Here is a 16,406-nt window from a genome sequence, read left to right as displayed (position 1 = left end):
TTTCTTTAATGAATTAATTTTCTTTTCTTATCAAAACATAAATCAAATAAAAAATTGAGATAAGAGCAATTGCAATTCCTAAAATAGAAACTATTGTAAATGTATTATGTTTGATACAATCCATAGAATCTTTCATGCAATATCCCATAAATCTAGGAGCTCCATCTTTTCCGGCACCAATAGTAACCTTAATTATTTTATTTGGTATTAAATGAACACTAATTCCTGCTAATATATTAATAATATTAAAAATAATCTTTGAAATTTTATTATCTACAAAAACAGATACTAATGAAATTATAACAATTCCTATACCAACACAAGTTACTAATAGACCACTATAATAACAACTCATTCTTGACCCATTCGCCATTGCAGGACAAACAGGTGCGATTACAAATGGTGTTAATGCAAGTACAGTCCCTAATAGTAAAATAATAATATTAACAATTTTCTTCTTTAATATTTTCACGAAAATCCTCCTAAAAATTATTTATTTAAAGCATTATTAACCGCATTTTTAAATCTTTTATAAGAAATTGTCGCTCCACTAACTGAGTCAACTTTATCAATATCTTGAGCCTCAACTAACTTTTTTGCATATCCTTCACTATTTTTTACAGCTTTTTGTGCTTGCTTATAATTAAAATCAGCATCATCTTTACCATAATTTTCGTCTTTTATCTTATTATTCTTGTTTTCTCTCTCTTCTCTAACACAATCTACAATTTTCTTATCTTTAACAGTAATTACGACTTTAACATTTGAACTTTCATCTTTGTAATATCCTTCATATACTCCATCTTTTAATGTTTTTTTTGAACTACATGAAGTAACAAATATCATAGATAAAATTAGAATAATCAAAAAATTAAAATTTTTCCTTTTCATATATACCACCAAAAACATTATAACATCTATAATTTATATTGTCAATAATTTATCATCTACAATTTTTCCATAATCTAATATTATTTTTCTCATAGCCTCATCTCCTACTTCAGGATCATGAGTAACAACAATTATAGTAGCACCTTCCTTGTGAAGTTGTTTTAGAATTTCTATTACCATAATTTCATTTGCTTCATCCAAATTTCCTGTTGGTTCATCAGCTAATATTATTTCAGGATTATTTATTAAAGCTCTTGCTATACATACTCTTTGTTGTTCTCCACCAGATAATTGACTTGGCAAATGCTTTGCTCTATCACCAAGACCTACTTTTTTAAGTGCTTCTAAAGCTTCTTTTTCATCAATCATACTATGATAATACTGAGCAACCATTACATTTTCTAAAGCAGTTAAATAACTAATCAAATGAAATTGTTGAAATATAAGACCAATTTTTTCTCTTCTAATATTAGTAAGATTTTTTTGACTTTCTTTTGAAATGTCTATTCCATCAATTAATACTTGTCCATTTGATGGTCTATCCATACATCCTATTATATTCATCATAGTTGTTTTTCCAGAACCTGATGAGCCCATTATAGCAATCCAGTCACCTTTTTTAACCTTTAAATTAATGTTACTAAGAGCATTAACTGATTCATAAATTTTAGAAACATCTCTAAGTTCTAATATTACTTTATCATTATCCATATTTTACTCTCCTTTTAATACTAATGCAGGATCAATGTCAACAGCTTTTTTAACCGGTAAAATACAACCTGCAGTAGTTACTAATACTGAAATCACAACAATTACAGGAATTAATATATATTGGAATGTAATTGTCCTACCAAAAACACTAAGACTTACTCTTTGAGCAAATATAAACCCAAATATAACACCAATAACTCCTCCAATTAGTCCAAGCAATACACTCTCTCCTATAAAATCCATTATAATTTCTTTATTATGTGCCCCAAGTGCTTTTTTTAATCCTATTTCTTTTCTTCTTTCAGCAATTATCGCCATCATAGTTGTCGAAACTGAAATTGTTGTCAAAACTAATATAACTATATTAACTAATAATATTAAAGCAGTTAATTTATTTAATACAGTATCTTGAGATTGAGTAACTCTTTTTACAGCAGAACCTATAACATTAGGTAATTTATTACTCAAATTTTTTGCGAAAGTATCTAATTCATTGTGATTAGCTTCTATACTACATTCAATTGAATCAATTTTTGTTGTATCTTCAACTATTTCATTTAGTTTGTCTATATTTAAAAATATAAAGGATTCTTCTTTACCCCCAGTTGTAATTATTCCTTTTACTGTTAAAGTTACGTCGTAAAAATCATCACCTGTATCTTTATTTTTACTTTTCTCTGCAGAATCATTCACATCTGATGCAATTGCACTTTTCCCGTGTTTTACTCCACTAACTTTAAATTTATCTCCTACTGAAAGTCCTAAAGTTTTGGCAATTTCTTTTCCTACCATAACTTCATTTGAATCGCTATTTGTTGCCCATTCTCCTTCAACATACCAAAAAGGACTATTTTTTTTTGCTCCATCCATATCAGTACCCGCAAGAATATATGGTTTTTGATTAATTTTTGTCGTCTCATATCGGTATGGAGCTATACCTACAACATTCATATTTTTTATAATTTCTTTAAATTCTTTATATTCTTCTTCAGTAATTTTTCCTTCACTAGGTAGACATATAAAATTAGCGCCATATGATCTAAATTCTTTACCCAACTGTCTTGGGATATCAAAATATATAGTAATAAGACCAGACATAATCGTAGCTCCTATTATTACAGCTAATAAAGCTACTACCATTCTTGACTTTCTTCTTATGAAAGAACTTAAAATCATTTTTAAATACATTTTTCTCTTACTCATTTTAATCCTACCTTCCATGAAGAACTTCTGTCGGTTTAAGTTTAAATAGATAATGTATAGCCGGAATACTTCCAATTAATGAAACTCCAATTACCAGAGCAATATCAATAGGAATAACCATTACTGCTGGTTCTATATAAGATCCAAACACAGTAATACCTATTATTTGTGTAAATCCAAGGCCAATAAAATATCCTGCTATGCCACCTATGATACCAGTTAATACAATTTCTGTTAAAATAAGCAACATTATCCTAAGATTAGAACCTCCAATTGCTTTTATAAGACCTATTTCCTGACTTTTTTCCATTACAGTTGCAGTAACAAGATTTGAAATTCCAAGTGCAGAACCAATTGATCCTAATGCTGTAATTAAAATCATAAGTAATTTCGTTTTATCTAATATTTTTCCTTCTGACTCTGCTACTTGTCTTATAGGTTTGGCTACACTATCTTCAACAACTTCTTGTATTTGATAACAAATAGAACTAACATAAGCTGTACAATACCAAGTTTCATATTCAGTAGGTGTTAAGCTATTTGGATCTCTAGTTGCTTTTTTTGCTAATTCATTATCAGGAGTAGTAAGTGCAGAAACTTCTATATTAGAAATTTTTCCTTCAATTCCATATAAGTCTTGAACTGACTTCAAAGTAGAAAAAACGTTTAAATCTTCATTTCCACCGGATTCAAATATTCCTTTAACATTATACATCTTAGTATTTTTACCATTACTTATTTCTATTTTATCTCCAACTTTAACTCCGTTTTTTCCCGCAAACAAGCTTCCAACCATAATACTATTATCGTCATCTTCATTTAACCATTCTCCAGTGATTTTCCACCAATTTTTTAAGTTTTTCATACCAGTATCAATTTGTTCACCAGTTGTTAAATCCATGTGTTTAGAAAACCATGTACCTATTAATTTAGTTTTTTGATTATTAACTTTTGCAGTTTTCTCAAGATAAGGAGTAAAATCAACTATAGAAAACCCCCAAAAAATTTGTTTGATTTTAGGTAAATCTTCTTCTTTTAAATATTTATCATTTGTTGTAGTTTCAGAATTTTCTAATTCATACAAATCAGAAATTAATAAAGCATCCTTAGAAACTACATTTATATTTGCCCCATAAGTTTTAAGCTCTTTATTTACTTTATCACCAACTCCAAGCATTACATTTAACATTCCTGTAGCAAGAGATACACCAAGTGCGACAGTAAAAGCTATCATAAACATCTTTTTTCGTTGTCTGATTAAAGTTCCAAAAACCATTCTCCAAAACATACTATTCTCCTATTGGAAATCTTTCTTTTTCTTTATCTAAAACTTTTTTATCAATTATTATTTTTGAATTTTCAATTTTATAATCAAAAGGAATTGGATTACATCCACCTTTAAATCCTATAGTTGCTTTATTCATAACAACATCACATCTTTTGCACACTATATCATTTTTTCTTTCAAAATATCCTGCAACTCCACATATTTGACAAGCATCTAAGCCTACTCCATAAGAAGTACTATTAGGCTTTTTAACAACTATAAATCTAATATCATGACCATCTTTCTTATATGAAAATCTATGCAAGTGCCCATCATCAACATCAGACAAAGGAATAATAATTTTATCTCCTTCCTCTTGATACGGCTGTGCTGCTGTTAATTCAACCGGTTTTGTAAGTTGATAATTTAAGTAAGTTGCGGAAAACAACATTACAAATGATAATACTGTAGTAAAATAAGCCCATCTTCTATTTACTATCAATCTCCATTTTTCTTTTCTTAAACTTGCATTATTATCAAATTTTTCCTTTACCCTTAAATTTTTAGATACAAAAAAAATCATACCTAATAAAATTATTATAAAAGCTATTGAAATAAAATATGTTTCACTTTTATCTTCTATAATCATTAAGTCAAAAATCTTTATTCCAAAAATATTGCTCTTTTCAGTTAAAATTGGAGCCATATTAAAGTCTTTCTTTAGATATTCTTTAAGTCTAACTATTGATGTTATTCCTTTTAAAGCATATTCTAAAAATGTATTAATAAATATAGCAATAAACATTATAATATATTGTTTTTTGCTACATCTAACTAGAAACTTATAAAATGCTAATACTAATAATATCCCGGTTAAGATTCCAAGAATAAATCCACTTACTCTAAATAGAGTCACAGTACTTACAGAATCTTCTCCAAACGCAATAAATTCCATTGCTTGAGTTAAGAGTTTAGGAATAAGCAAATATAGCATAAACGATATAGTTATAAACATAAAGCCTAAATTTATAGAAGTAATAAAATTATATATTTTATTTTTATTTTTTGTTATAACTCCTAAAATCAATGTAATACTCATTAAAATAAAAACAAAAAGACATAATGCAAAAACATATCTATTTAATTTTGTAACAGTATGTATCATTTCCTTTTTATTTTTTACTCTAAGAATATGTATATAAAAACCTAAAAAAATCCCTATCACTAAAATTGAAAAAGAAATTATTTTATTAATCAGTGTTGAATTTTTCTTTAAAAAAGATAACACCAATGCAAAGAAAAAAGAAAATGTACATATAGTAAAAATTACATCAACATAAAATTTCCCCAAAATAAAACCTCACTTCTAAAATACGGCAAAACCTCTCTTAAAATAATAAGAGAGGATTTATCCGTTTGTAATATATTGAATACTAATATTCTAATTTAAAAATCAATATTATTTATTTTGTAATTGTTCTCCAGTATAATTCCATTCAAACTCAACAGTTTGTTTTTCATAGTACTTTGAAGCAGCTTCTTTTCCGCCATCTTTAATAGCAGGAACACCTGTTTCTTCATCAGTGTGTAATAAGTAATCAGCTGAAGGTTGAATTTCGATAACTAATTTATACTTACCAACTTTAAGAACATTCTTTTTGATATTTGTTCCATAGTGAGCACCATCATCAGCGTTCATTGGCATCATTGATCCTGAAGTAACTTCTTTTCCATCAGTTGATAATACTTTATAATTTACTGTTAAATATGCAGGCCAAATATCTTTTCCACTACCGAAACCATATTTTTTACCAGCTTCTTTAGTCAAATGAATGTCAGCTTCTAAGTGCATATCTGATTCTGCAGCACTAGGTTGTCTTCCTTCAGGAATCATATCAACTCCTTGAAAATAAACTGTAGCAACTTGGAAAGGACCTACAATTTTTTCTTCTCCAATTTTTATTTCTTCAAATCCTGATTCACCTGGTTTTTCAGCATCTTCAGCTTTTTCATCGTCGCCACCGGCTTCTTTTAATTTATCATTTAATTCAGCAATTTTTTTGTCTTTTTCTTCAATTGATTTTTGCAATTCATTTATTTTTGCTGTGTCATTTTTTTGACAGCCAACTAAACCTACTGACGCTAATAATGCTAATGTTACAACCATTTTTGATTTTTTCATAAAATAAATCCTCCTAATTTTTTAACTTTAATAAAATAGAAATTTAACTTTCCTTTTTTATTTTTCTCAATTTTAAATAGTGACCTAACAATATCCAAACAGTAATTATTACCAACATAATTTGTGGAATTAAAGTTTCGGCTCTATCATAGATATTCAAAATTGGAATACTCCAACCTTGCATTGCAGGTATAACTGTTGAACCAGAAATAACTCCGGCTTCAGTTAACTCAATAACCCCTTTTCCCATAAACGAGATACACATTAGATATAATAATATACTTGTAAACAAGAAAAATGGTTTAAGCGGTAATTTAACTGATGTGAATCTAAAAAGTAAAAATATTATAACCAAAACAACAGAGGCTGCAACAAGCCCTCCCATTGGATACAAAATCTTACCTCCACCCGAAAATGAGGCCTTATAAAATAAAATAAGCTCTGCTCCTTCTCTTAGTACAGCTAAAAAAGCAGCAAAAACCAAAGTCCACTTACTTCTGTTATCTATTGATTTTTGAACTTTAGATTGAATATAATTTTCCCATGCTTCTTCTTCAGATTTAGATAAAATCCAGTTACTAACATAGAATAAAACAATAACCGCTAAAAACATAGTCCAGCCTTCAAGTAGTTCCTGTCCAACTCCTCCTAATAAATAGTTTATTATTATGGCTAAACCAAAACTACATACAACGGCAGCACCCATTCCCAAATAAACTGACTTACAAAGATGCTTATTGCCTGTTTTAACAAGATAAGCAATAATTGCAACACAAACAAGAATTGCTTCCAATCCCTCTCTAAGCATCAATCCGAATGATGTTAAAAAATCTTGGATATTTTTAGCTTTCTCATCTCCCTGTTTAATTTCAGTATCTCCAAATACAGCTTTACCTTCAGAATCCGGTGCATTTTTTGAAATTACTTTATCCAAAACAAGTGCATCTCTATAAACTTTCATATCAAGTTCATCTATTGATGCCTTAATTTTTTCAACAGAATCACTTGTATTTCCTAAAAGAGTATGCTTAATTTCTCTAAATGCAGCCTCAATTTCATTTACTCTGTTATTAGATATTGCAACCATAACATTTTTTTCAAAACCTTGAACTTCATAGTAATCAAAATATGCAGAATCCATTGATTTATAAGCATTTTGATAATCTTTTTTATCAATATACTCTTTTGCTTCTGTAAATTTTAAATGCATATCTTTAGCTACTTCTTGCCAATTAGAGTACTTTTTCTTTTCAGATTTAGCTTCTACATTTCCTATGTTACAAACAAGCAAAACACTACAAAGTATTAGAAAAAATGAAAATATCTTTTTTATAACTTAGCACCTCCCCAAAAACAATTTATGATAAAGATAATATATATCATATAATTACTAAAAAGTTAAGCACTAATTACAAATCAATCAATGCCTTATACTTATTATTATTTTTATCAAATATATATTATCATATTCAGAAAAAAATTTCAAGAAATTAATAAAAATTTTCATTTTTAATTAATATCATATTCATATTTTATAAAAGCTAAACGTCATAAATTAAATCATTATTTTGTTTTATACTATATCTACAAAAAAATAATACTATTGTAATCTTGATTACAATAGTATTATTAAAATTTAGTTTTTCCTTTTTTTAATTAGTAGATATTTTCTTAATCTTAGAATTGTGTATAGCAAATAAATAAAAGTATATAATGCTATTGATAGCATATGTTTTTCAGGTTTATGCATAAACAAAACCATCAAGTGAACATATATCAAGTAAAAAAACGGATATGCTAATTTTTGTAAATTTTTCCAATTTTTAGCTTTCATTTTCTTTCTTACACACTTGAATGAAGTTATCATAAGCGGAATCATCATAGCTATAAGAATTAAACTTATTATTGTTGCCGTCTTAGTATATACATTCATTTTTGATGCATTTGTAAAAAATTCTACAAAATATCTTATTCCAAAAGCCACATTATGACAAAGTGCAGCAAAACATCCTATAATTGACATTTCTCCTCTTATACTCATAAGTTTTCTAGTATATTTATTATGAGTTGTAACTACTCCTAGAAACATTACTATCATAAATGTTACTGTCGAGAAAATTCCTCTTCTGAATATGTCCATAACATATTTTGTAAACCAGATTGGCATTTCTCTATAAAACTTTGTTTCATAATATAAAACAACGGGAATTATCAAAATATAAGTTGCCATATAAAATAGCACTGGATATTTTTTTATAATATTTGCAAATAAAATGTAAAATAATGTTATTGCAATTAATCCTACTATTAAATTCATCTATTCTTCCCTTTCATTAGTTTTTACTTTTTGTTTTTCTGATGAGTCATAAGTTATTTTCCCTCCACTACTCGAATCTTTTTTTTGAACATTGTCCTTAGTTTTTTTTTCAGATTCAATAGTTTTAATTTCTTTTGAAGTATTATTTATGTTATCAACATTTTTAATATCTTTTTTTGACTCCATAACTTTTCCTGATTTATTAGAGTCATCTACTTCGTTAACATCTTTCTCATCTTTAACTTCTACAATATTTTTTTTAGATTCTATCAATTTATCAATATTTGTTATTTTTATATTAAAAATTTCTACCAGTTTTTTTCCACTTTCGTAATCATTATTTTGAATTAGATTTTCACAATATGCTCCAACTGATAATTTGTTATTTTTAACAAGTGTACTTATTATACTGTTATTTTCAATTTCTTTTTTTGAATCTAAATCTACAACTTTAATTCCAAATAAATGAAAATCAGAATAAGGAATATTTTGAATAGGTGTTCCGGTTGTAGCCCAATCTGACTCATTTTCCAACTTATTAGAAATAAATAATGTTACTTTTAAATCATTCAAATTAAATCTATCTTCTAACTTATACTGCGTTTTATTTGAAGTTAATCTAAATATTCTATATACAGGATATGGTACTATTTTTACTGATATTTCAAGTTCAAGTTTTGAACCATCCTTAAAGCTTAATTTTATCTTACCTTTTTGATCTCCTAACTTCGATCTGTCTGGTTCTTTTAATACTTCAATACGTGAAATATCTGCAGAACGAGATTTAAGTTTTAAATCTCTATTTATAGCAAAGTCTGAAAAGGAACCCCATTTAACAGTTTCGGCAAAATTTTTCATATTTCCATATTTAGAGTCTTTTACAACTACATTTACTATTTCATTTTTTATTTCAGGATATAAAATCTTAAATTCTTCAGCTTTATTTGGAGCGGTATCTTTTACTATAACATTAATTGATATATCCTTTATACTTTTATCTGCAAATTCAAGCCTTACTTCCATTGAAGTACCCTCTTCATTCACTTCAGTTACATCAGCTTCATAAATAATCTCAATTTTTGTACCTTCTGGCAAGTCATCGAGGTGATTTTTCAAATGGCTTAACGTTACTTCTTTACCTTTAATTGTAATCAAATCTTTTGGTTTGTAAACATATTTGTCAGCCATAGAAGTAACTTTTTCTTTTATAATAACATCTATTTCTAATTTTTTTTCACTACCATCATCAAATTTAAGTTTAATTAAAAGCTTTTGAGGGATATTCTCATTTACTTTGTTTACATCAACTTGACTTAAAACTGAAATTTTAGTTTCATCAGGTAAATTTTTAAGAACATTTCTTATTTTATCTTCTGTTATTTCTGTTCCTTTTGGTATAATCAAAGTTTCTGGTATTTCTTTGTATAAAAATGCTTTTGGAATCTTCCCATCAACTTTTGTTTTAATACGGAAAGTATTATTAAATAATACACCTTTATATTTTTCAATAACATCTAATGTATATTCTCCACTAACAAAATCTCCAATTAAAGTCTTATTTTGTGCTTGTTTTAAAGGAATTTCAATTTCATCAGAAGAATTTTTATCCTTGGCAATTATCTTAAACTCTATTTCTTTACCATTAAGTTTTTCTGCAACTTCTTTAGAAACAGTAATATTTTGAATAAAATCTGCAGTATTATATCCCTTGGTATCATACCACTCAGATTCATTCTTGGCTTTTATCTTAATTCCAGAAATTTCAAAATTCTTAGTCCTATTTTTGGATATAAGAATTGTATTTAAAAATTTAAAGCTATTACTTTCTTTATGAACCACTCTAAGTCTCAATCCATCTGTAACACTGTAGCCCAAGTTTTCTTTATTCAAAACTAATCCATCTCTTAGTTCCTTCTTATATTCATCAATTACCTTCAATCCATATTTGTCGAAGTCAGAATAAGAGACTGTAATTTTTTGATTATTTTTTTTATATATAGTAACTTTTAAGTCTTTTAAATCAAGTTTATCTCCTTCTTTATATGAAGTTTTAAAGTTGCTATCGTCAATTCTCATGTCATAAAAATCAAAGTTTTTAGCTTTTAATAATGCATTTTTTATAGATGTAGCAGTCCCTGTTGCAGTGAACGTAGCACCACTTACTGCATCATAATCGTCACCATCATAGCCCAGTTCTTCTCTAACATATATTTTTAACAATGTAAATATTCTATCATGAATATTTCTCTCACCTTTTATATCCGACTGATCTATAGTTAATCTCCATTTACCAAAATTATGTTTTCCAATTACTTTATCCAATGCGTCTCTATAAACTTCTACAGTTTGTTCTTTACCATGAGCTTCTTCCATAACCTTATTAGTCGCATCTCTTAATACCTGAAATTTATATATCAAGGATTCAAACTTTTGCATATTTTTAATCCTATCAATTACAGTATAAAATTTTTCTTGGAATATACCACCATCATCTATATTTCCAGGTGATGTTAATCCTTTTAATCTATTTAATTCTTCTTTAACAAGCTCTACATTCTCAATTTTATTGTTCTTAATAGTAACTTTTACAGGTATAGGCTTATTAGAAACAAATCCATAACTGTCACCATAGTAAACTCCGTCAGGGTAATTTACATTTTTGTCAAGATTTTTAACTTCTTCTGCTGATAAAAATTTATAACTTCCATTCACTTTAACATTTACCAATACAGGAATTTCTACAATTTTTTTACTATTATCCTTGAATATAAGTTCAACTATAATTTTAGTTTTACCTTCAGAACTTGTATCTGCATTACTTTTTATATTAATTTGTGCATCATCTGGCAATTTTTCTAATGCATCTCTTATCTTTTGTAATCCAATAATTTCCCCTACAGTTGCAATTATAGTCTTAGGGGAATAAATATATTTATCAGCATCACTTCCATTAGAATCAACTGCTTTTTCTAAGGCATTAACAACAGCATTTATAAAACCTTTTGAAGATGTTGTAGCTCCAGAAATTGTATCTATATTTGTAGATTGGCTTGAAATAATTCTTTCTCCTAATATCCCTGCTTTTTTATTATCAAAATATGATTCATCATCCTTATTTTTAATCAATTCTATTTTAACTATTTTACCATCTTTAACAGTTACTTTAACTTCAATTGAATTTGTATAATATCCATTTGATTTGCCATAATAAATGCCGTCTTTTAAACCTTTAAAATATTTTTTTAATTGTTCTATTTGTCGTCTATTTTGTCTAGGAATACTTTGCTCTGTTCCTTCAGGCGAATTAATATCTAAATTATTATTACCATTACTAGCCTTTCGTAAGGCATCTTTTACAGCATTTAATATCCCTCTACTTGATACAGTTGCTCCTGAGACTGTATCAATACTGGTATTTCCACTTATAACTTTATTAAGTACACTGGATGCCCAAGTAAAATATGGATAGTCATCACTATGACTTATAACTCTTGCATCATAAATTACTCCATTTTTTATAGAAATAGAAACCTTGATTGGTCCATTATATCCACGTCCAACGCCAATAAATGTACCATCTTTAAGATTATTTCTGTTAAATCCAACTTTACCGGCAACAGATGAAGCTTGCTTTGCTAACAATTTTGCTTTCTCTTTATCTCTTAGTTCTTGATTTTCCTTTTCAAGATATTCAGCTACATCACTTGTTTTTGCTCCAGCTTGAACAAGCGCCTTGTAAACAGCAACTTTAATAGCATCAGAAGTAACTGTTGCCCCAGAAATTGAATCGACATTAAACGTATTCTTTTCTACAATGGTTTGTAAAATTTTTTTTGCCATTTCATAGTATTCAGGTGTTTCATTATGTGAAAGCACTTCAACAGAAAAAATTTTACCTTCTTTAATTACAACTTTTACCGTTATAGGACCTTCATATCCCTCAGCACTTGCTATATATTCTCCATCTTTCAATTCATTTGGAGCCTTTGCACTGTCGAGATTTGTAGTTTCATTTGCTCTGTGTTTTTGTCTATCAGAATAAACACTATTATAAACAGTGTAACCTATTCCTGCAGTTGTAATACAAAAAACAAATAAACCTGCAATAACACTATTTTTTTTCATATATCCCTCCTTTGTTTATTTTGTTATATTTATAAATTTGTCACTTATTTATAAAAATAACAATAGGCATTATCAATTCTACTAAAATTAATTATTTTTTTCAATAAAAAACACCAATTTTAATATTAAAATTTCTTATCTATTAATCTGATGTAAGTATAAAATATCTTTATTTGCATATTTTTTCTAATTACTTCATTGATTATGTTCTAAAAACATTTCATATTTTAATATTTTTTATCAAATTTATTTGTTATTAAATGTAATTGTACTTAATTTATTATAGATTTTTATTTATTAATAATTTTAATTAAAAATTTAGCATAAAAAAGGCATAGTTTCAATCAAATATTTGAAACTATGCCTAAAAAATAATTTTTTTCTCAGCAACAATTATTTATTTTAAATTTTTTTGAACCAAAATATATATTAATATAGAATAAATAATTACTAAAAGTCCTTGTAAATCATAATATAAATTATTTTTTACAAAAGTATCATTTATAAATGTTAATACAAAATCAAATATCCCAAAAAATATAATATAGTTTGAAGATTTCTTTTGAGCAATTTCCCAATTTTCCTTGTTCTTACTTGATTTTTTAGTTCTAAAACCATATATTCCTGAATCGAACTTTGGAGGAAATACCTTCATAATAATCCCTCCTGAGATAAATACGATTGCTACAATATAAATCATAATAAAACCTCCAATCTATATTATCAACATAAATTATATCTACTACTATCTAATCTTTTTTTGAAATAATTTCTTCCATATACATTGCTTTTGTTGATAAATGTGCATATTTATTATCTACAAATTTGACAATTAAAAATGCCAAAAACATCGTAAATAAACCAATACCAAATCCAATCAAATCAATTCCTTTTAAATTAGGTAGAGCTATATTGACTAATAATATTGAAAGAATAAACATTAAAATAGGAAATCCATATAAGAAAATAGAATATTTTAATACAATATTACTATCCACTCCTATTTTTACATAATCTCCAACTGAAACATCTAATGTCTTTTTCATAACAATATGCATTGTTGGGGTTGGACATCCTCCACAAGTTTTGCAGGTTCCTTTACATCCACTTATTCTTGAAATTAAAACTTTACACTTATCTTCAGGTAAGATTTTTGTTACATATCCTACTTGTTCCATAATATCAAATCCTTTACTACTTCTGATGTAATAATTAGTCCCATAGTTGAAGGAATAAAGCTTATACTTGAAGGGGATGATTTTCTAATTTTATCTGATTCAATTATTTCTCCACTAGAAATTTCATCAGAACAAACACATTTTAATTTTTTTATTCCTAGCTTTTTCAATTCTCTTCTCATTACCCTTGCAAGTGGACAGCATGATGTTTTATATATATCCACTACTTTAAATCTTGTAGGATCCAGTTTATTACCTGCTCCCATTGCACTAATTATATTTATATTATTTTCATAACAATATTTTATCAGATAAATTTTAGAAGTAATAGTATCTATCGCATCAATAACATAATCATAGTATTTCAAATTGAAATTTTCAATATTGTTTTTATCTAGCTTTTTTTTGAATATATTTACTTTTATATCTGGATTGATAAGTTCTATTCTATTCTTCATTTCATCTGCTTTATATTTCCCAATATTATTTGACATTGCATGAATTTGTCTATTTACATTAGTTATGTCAATAGTATCAAAATCTACTAGTGAGATTTCTCCTATTCCACATCTACAAAGCGATTCAACTGCAAAACTTCCTACTCCACCAATTCCAAATACAATAACTTTAGAATTTTTTAAAATTTCAAGTGAATCCTTCCCTATTAGACTTTCAGTTCTTGAATAAATATTATTTTCCAATTTTTAAATTTAACTCCTCAAGTTGTCCTTCTGATACAACACATGGTGCATCTGTTAATAAATCAGATGCTGATTGCGTCTTTGGAAATGCTATTACATCCTTTATATTGTTTGTACCCGCTAACAGCATAATCAATCTATCAAGTCCAAATGCAAGACCGCCATGTGGAGGTGTTCCATATTTTAAAGCCTCAAGTAAAAATCCAAATTTTATTTCAGTTTCCTCTTTAGTAAGTCCTAAAGCTTTAAACATTCTATTTTGTAAATCAGAATTGTTAATTCTAATTGAACCTCCACCTAGTTCATCTCCGTTTATTACAATGTCGTATGCTTTTGCATAAACTTTTTCGGGATTGCTTTCCAAGTATTTAATATCTTCATCTTTCGGATGAGTAAAAGGATGATGTTTTGAAACATATCTTTTTTCTTCTTCGTCATATTCAAAAAGTGGAAAATCTACAATCCAGCATAAGTTATATTCATTAGGATTTAATAAATTCATTTCTTTTGCAATAACACATCTTAAAGCTCCTAGTGAATTTAAAACAATATCATTTTTATCTGCAAGCATTAAAATCAAATCATCATCTTTAGCTTCTACCATTGTTTTTATATTAGAGATAATTTCTTCATTTAAAAACTTTGAAATAGAAGATTTAACTTCTCCATCAGTTATTTTTATCCAGAATAAATTTTTTGCACCATAATCTCTAATTGAGTCAATTAATTTATCAATTTTCTTTCTAGTATATTCCTTTGAATATTTTCCGATTGAAATTGCTCTTACACTCCCACCAGAAGCAATTGCATTTTTAAATAAATCAAATTCAACTTCCTTAACACAATCTGTAATATTTCTAATTTCAAAACCAAAACGCAAATCCGGTTTATCACTTCCATATTTTTCCACTGCATCATCATATTTCATTCTTTTTATAGGTAATTCAATATCAATTCCTTTAATTTCCTTGAACAATTTTTGTAACATTCTTTCATTTACATCAATAACATCTTCAACATCAACAAAACTCATTTCAAGGTCAACCTGAGTAAATTCAGGTTGCCTATTAGCTCTTAAGTCCTCATCTCTAAAGCATTTAACTATTTGAAAATATCTATCCATTCCTGAAATCATTAAAAGTTGTTTCATTATTTGTGGAGATTGTGGAAGCGCATAAAAATTCCCCGGATTTACTCTAGATGGTACGAGATAATCTCTTGCTCCTTCAGGTGTAGGTTTATTAAGATATGGGGTTTCTATTTCCACAAAATTATTTTCAGTGTAAAAATCTCTTATAACCTTACATACTTTAGCTCTTAATTTTAAATTATTTTGTAAACTTTCTTTTCTTAAATCCAAAAATCTATATTTTAATCTTAAACTTTCAGAAACATTGTCGTCATCTTTAATATAAATTGGAGGAGTTTGAGCTGTGTCTAAAACTACTAATTCACTTACTTCAACTTCAATATCTCCAGTAGGTATTTTTGAATTTTTACTTTCTCTTTCACTAACAACTCCTTTAACAGCTAAAACAAATTCAGATCTTATTTCTTTTGCACTATTAAAAACACTTTCTCCTAAAGTATCTCTCACAACGATTTGTGAAATTCCAGTAGTATCTCTTAAGTCCATAAAAATTAACGAACCTAAGTTTCTTTCCTTAGCAACCCATCCCATCAAAATTACTTCTTTACCAATATCTTCTTTTCTTAAATTTCCACACATATGTGTCCTTCTTAAATTTCCCATTTGTGCCATATTTTCCTCCTTATAAAAAAATCCCTGCAAAAATGCAGGGACGAATTAAATCCGCGGTACCACCCTAAT

Annotated in this window: 14 protein-coding genes; all 14 read right to left on the bottom strand. The window is 27.3% G+C overall.

Translation table 11 applies throughout. The annotated features are described in order from the left end of the window. Nucleotides 1–13: 13 nt before the first annotated feature. A complete protein-coding gene (locus WFJ11_RS03315; RefSeq protein ID WP_338817697.1) occupies nucleotides 14–472 on the bottom strand; it encodes a DUF4418 family protein in 459 nt (152 codons plus the stop codon). A gap of 17 nt (nucleotides 473–489) precedes the next feature. Beyond that, the gene (locus WFJ11_RS03310) at nucleotides 490–891 is read right to left on the bottom strand and encodes an FMN-binding protein (RefSeq protein WP_338817696.1); all 402 of its coding nucleotides are present in this window, start codon (nucleotides 889–891) and stop codon (nucleotides 490–492) included. A gap of 33 nt (nucleotides 892–924) precedes the next feature. Next, nucleotides 925–1,602 carry an ABC transporter ATP-binding protein gene (locus tag WFJ11_RS03305; protein ID WP_009354227.1) on the bottom strand — a complete coding sequence of 226 codons (678 nt, stop codon included), beginning with the start codon at nucleotides 1,600–1,602 and terminating at the stop codon, nucleotides 925–927. A 3-nt stretch (nucleotides 1,603–1,605) separates the two neighbouring features. Next, entirely contained in the window at nucleotides 1,606–2,805 is a 1,200-nt protein-coding gene (locus WFJ11_RS03300; protein WP_293439838.1) for an ABC transporter permease, read from the bottom strand. Between the two features lie 7 nt (nucleotides 2,806–2,812). After that, a complete protein-coding gene (locus tag WFJ11_RS03295; protein WP_338817695.1) occupies nucleotides 2,813–4,093 on the bottom strand; it encodes an ABC transporter permease in 1,281 nt (426 codons plus the stop codon). Nucleotide 4,094: 1 nt separating this feature from the next. Further along, on the bottom strand, nucleotides 4,095–5,423 hold the full coding sequence (locus tag WFJ11_RS03290) for a Fe-S-containing protein (RefSeq protein WP_338817694.1): 1,329 nt from the start codon (nucleotides 5,421–5,423) through the stop codon (nucleotides 4,095–4,097). A gap of 108 nt (nucleotides 5,424–5,531) precedes the next feature. Next, nucleotides 5,532–6,254 (bottom strand): iron transporter, encoded by a 723-nt coding sequence (locus tag WFJ11_RS03285; protein WP_009372429.1) that lies wholly within the window; start codon nucleotides 6,252–6,254, stop codon nucleotides 5,532–5,534. A gap of 43 nt (nucleotides 6,255–6,297) precedes the next feature. Next, the gene (locus tag WFJ11_RS03280; protein ID WP_313960800.1) at nucleotides 6,298–7,545 is read right to left on the bottom strand and encodes an FTR1 family iron permease; all 1,248 of its coding nucleotides are present in this window, start codon (nucleotides 7,543–7,545) and stop codon (nucleotides 6,298–6,300) included. Between the two features lie 345 nt (nucleotides 7,546–7,890). After that, nucleotides 7,891–8,571, bottom strand: a complete 681-nt coding sequence (locus WFJ11_RS03275) for a hypothetical protein (protein ID WP_323987895.1) — start codon at nucleotides 8,569–8,571, stop codon at nucleotides 7,891–7,893. After that, nucleotides 8,572–12,696: an FMN-binding protein gene (locus WFJ11_RS03270; protein ID WP_338817693.1), complete on the bottom strand. Its 4,125-nt coding sequence runs from the start codon at nucleotides 12,694–12,696 to the stop codon at nucleotides 8,572–8,574. A 397-nt stretch (nucleotides 12,697–13,093) separates the two neighbouring features. Next, a complete protein-coding gene (locus tag WFJ11_RS03265; protein WP_338817692.1) occupies nucleotides 13,094–13,396 on the bottom strand; it encodes an SdpI family protein in 303 nt (100 codons plus the stop codon). Nucleotides 13,397–13,445: 49 nt separating this feature from the next. Further along, on the bottom strand, nucleotides 13,446–13,874 hold the full coding sequence (locus WFJ11_RS03260) for a SoxR reducing system RseC family protein (RefSeq protein WP_293439844.1): 429 nt from the start codon (nucleotides 13,872–13,874) through the stop codon (nucleotides 13,446–13,448). Next, the gene (locus tag WFJ11_RS03255; protein WP_269722241.1) at nucleotides 13,862–14,575 is read right to left on the bottom strand and encodes a tRNA threonylcarbamoyladenosine dehydratase; all 714 of its coding nucleotides are present in this window, start codon (nucleotides 14,573–14,575) and stop codon (nucleotides 13,862–13,864) included. Before WFJ11_RS03255 ends, WFJ11_RS03260 begins: the two co-directional genes overlap by 13 nt. Beyond that, nucleotides 14,565–16,337 (bottom strand): aspartate--tRNA ligase, encoded by a 1,773-nt coding sequence (aspS, locus tag WFJ11_RS03250; protein WP_338817691.1) that lies wholly within the window; start codon nucleotides 16,335–16,337, stop codon nucleotides 14,565–14,567. Before aspS ends, WFJ11_RS03255 begins: the two co-directional genes overlap by 11 nt. Between the last annotated feature and the right edge of the window lie 69 nt (nucleotides 16,338–16,406).

The sequence above is a fragment of the Parvimonas micra genome (assembly GCF_037482165.1).
Lineage (GTDB): Bacteria > Bacillota > Clostridia > Tissierellales > Peptoniphilaceae > Parvimonas.
The sequence above is the reverse complement of the archived record's forward strand: the minus strand, read 5'-3'. Positions and strand labels throughout refer to the sequence as shown.

Coding starts and splice junctions, on each gene's coding strand:
- WFJ11_RS03285 (WP_009372429.1), bottom strand. CDS start 6,254: ATGAAAAAATCAAAAATGGTTGTAACATTAGCATTATTAGCGTCAGTA.
- WFJ11_RS03270 (WP_338817693.1), bottom strand. CDS start 12,696: ATGAAAAAAAATAGTGTTATTGCAGGTTTATTTGTTTTTTGTATTACA.
- WFJ11_RS03310 (WP_338817696.1), bottom strand. CDS start 891: ATGAAAAGGAAAAATTTTAATTTTTTGATTATTCTAATTTTATCTATG.
- WFJ11_RS03260 (WP_293439844.1), bottom strand. CDS start 13,874: ATGGAACAAGTAGGATATGTAACAAAAATCTTACCTGAAGATAAGTGT.
- aspS (WP_338817691.1), bottom strand. CDS start 16,337: ATGGCACAAATGGGAAATTTAAGAAGGACACATATGTGTGGAAATTTA.
- WFJ11_RS03305 (WP_009354227.1), bottom strand. CDS start 1,602: ATGGATAATGATAAAGTAATATTAGAACTTAGAGATGTTTCTAAAATT.
- WFJ11_RS03265 (WP_338817692.1), bottom strand. CDS start 13,396: ATGATTTATATTGTAGCAATCGTATTTATCTCAGGAGGGATTATTATG.
- WFJ11_RS03295 (WP_338817695.1), bottom strand. CDS start 4,093: ATGTTTTGGAGAATGGTTTTTGGAACTTTAATCAGACAACGAAAAAAG.
- WFJ11_RS03275 (WP_323987895.1), bottom strand. CDS start 8,571: ATGAATTTAATAGTAGGATTAATTGCAATAACATTATTTTACATTTTA.
- WFJ11_RS03300 (WP_293439838.1), bottom strand. CDS start 2,805: ATGAGTAAGAGAAAAATGTATTTAAAAATGATTTTAAGTTCTTTCATA.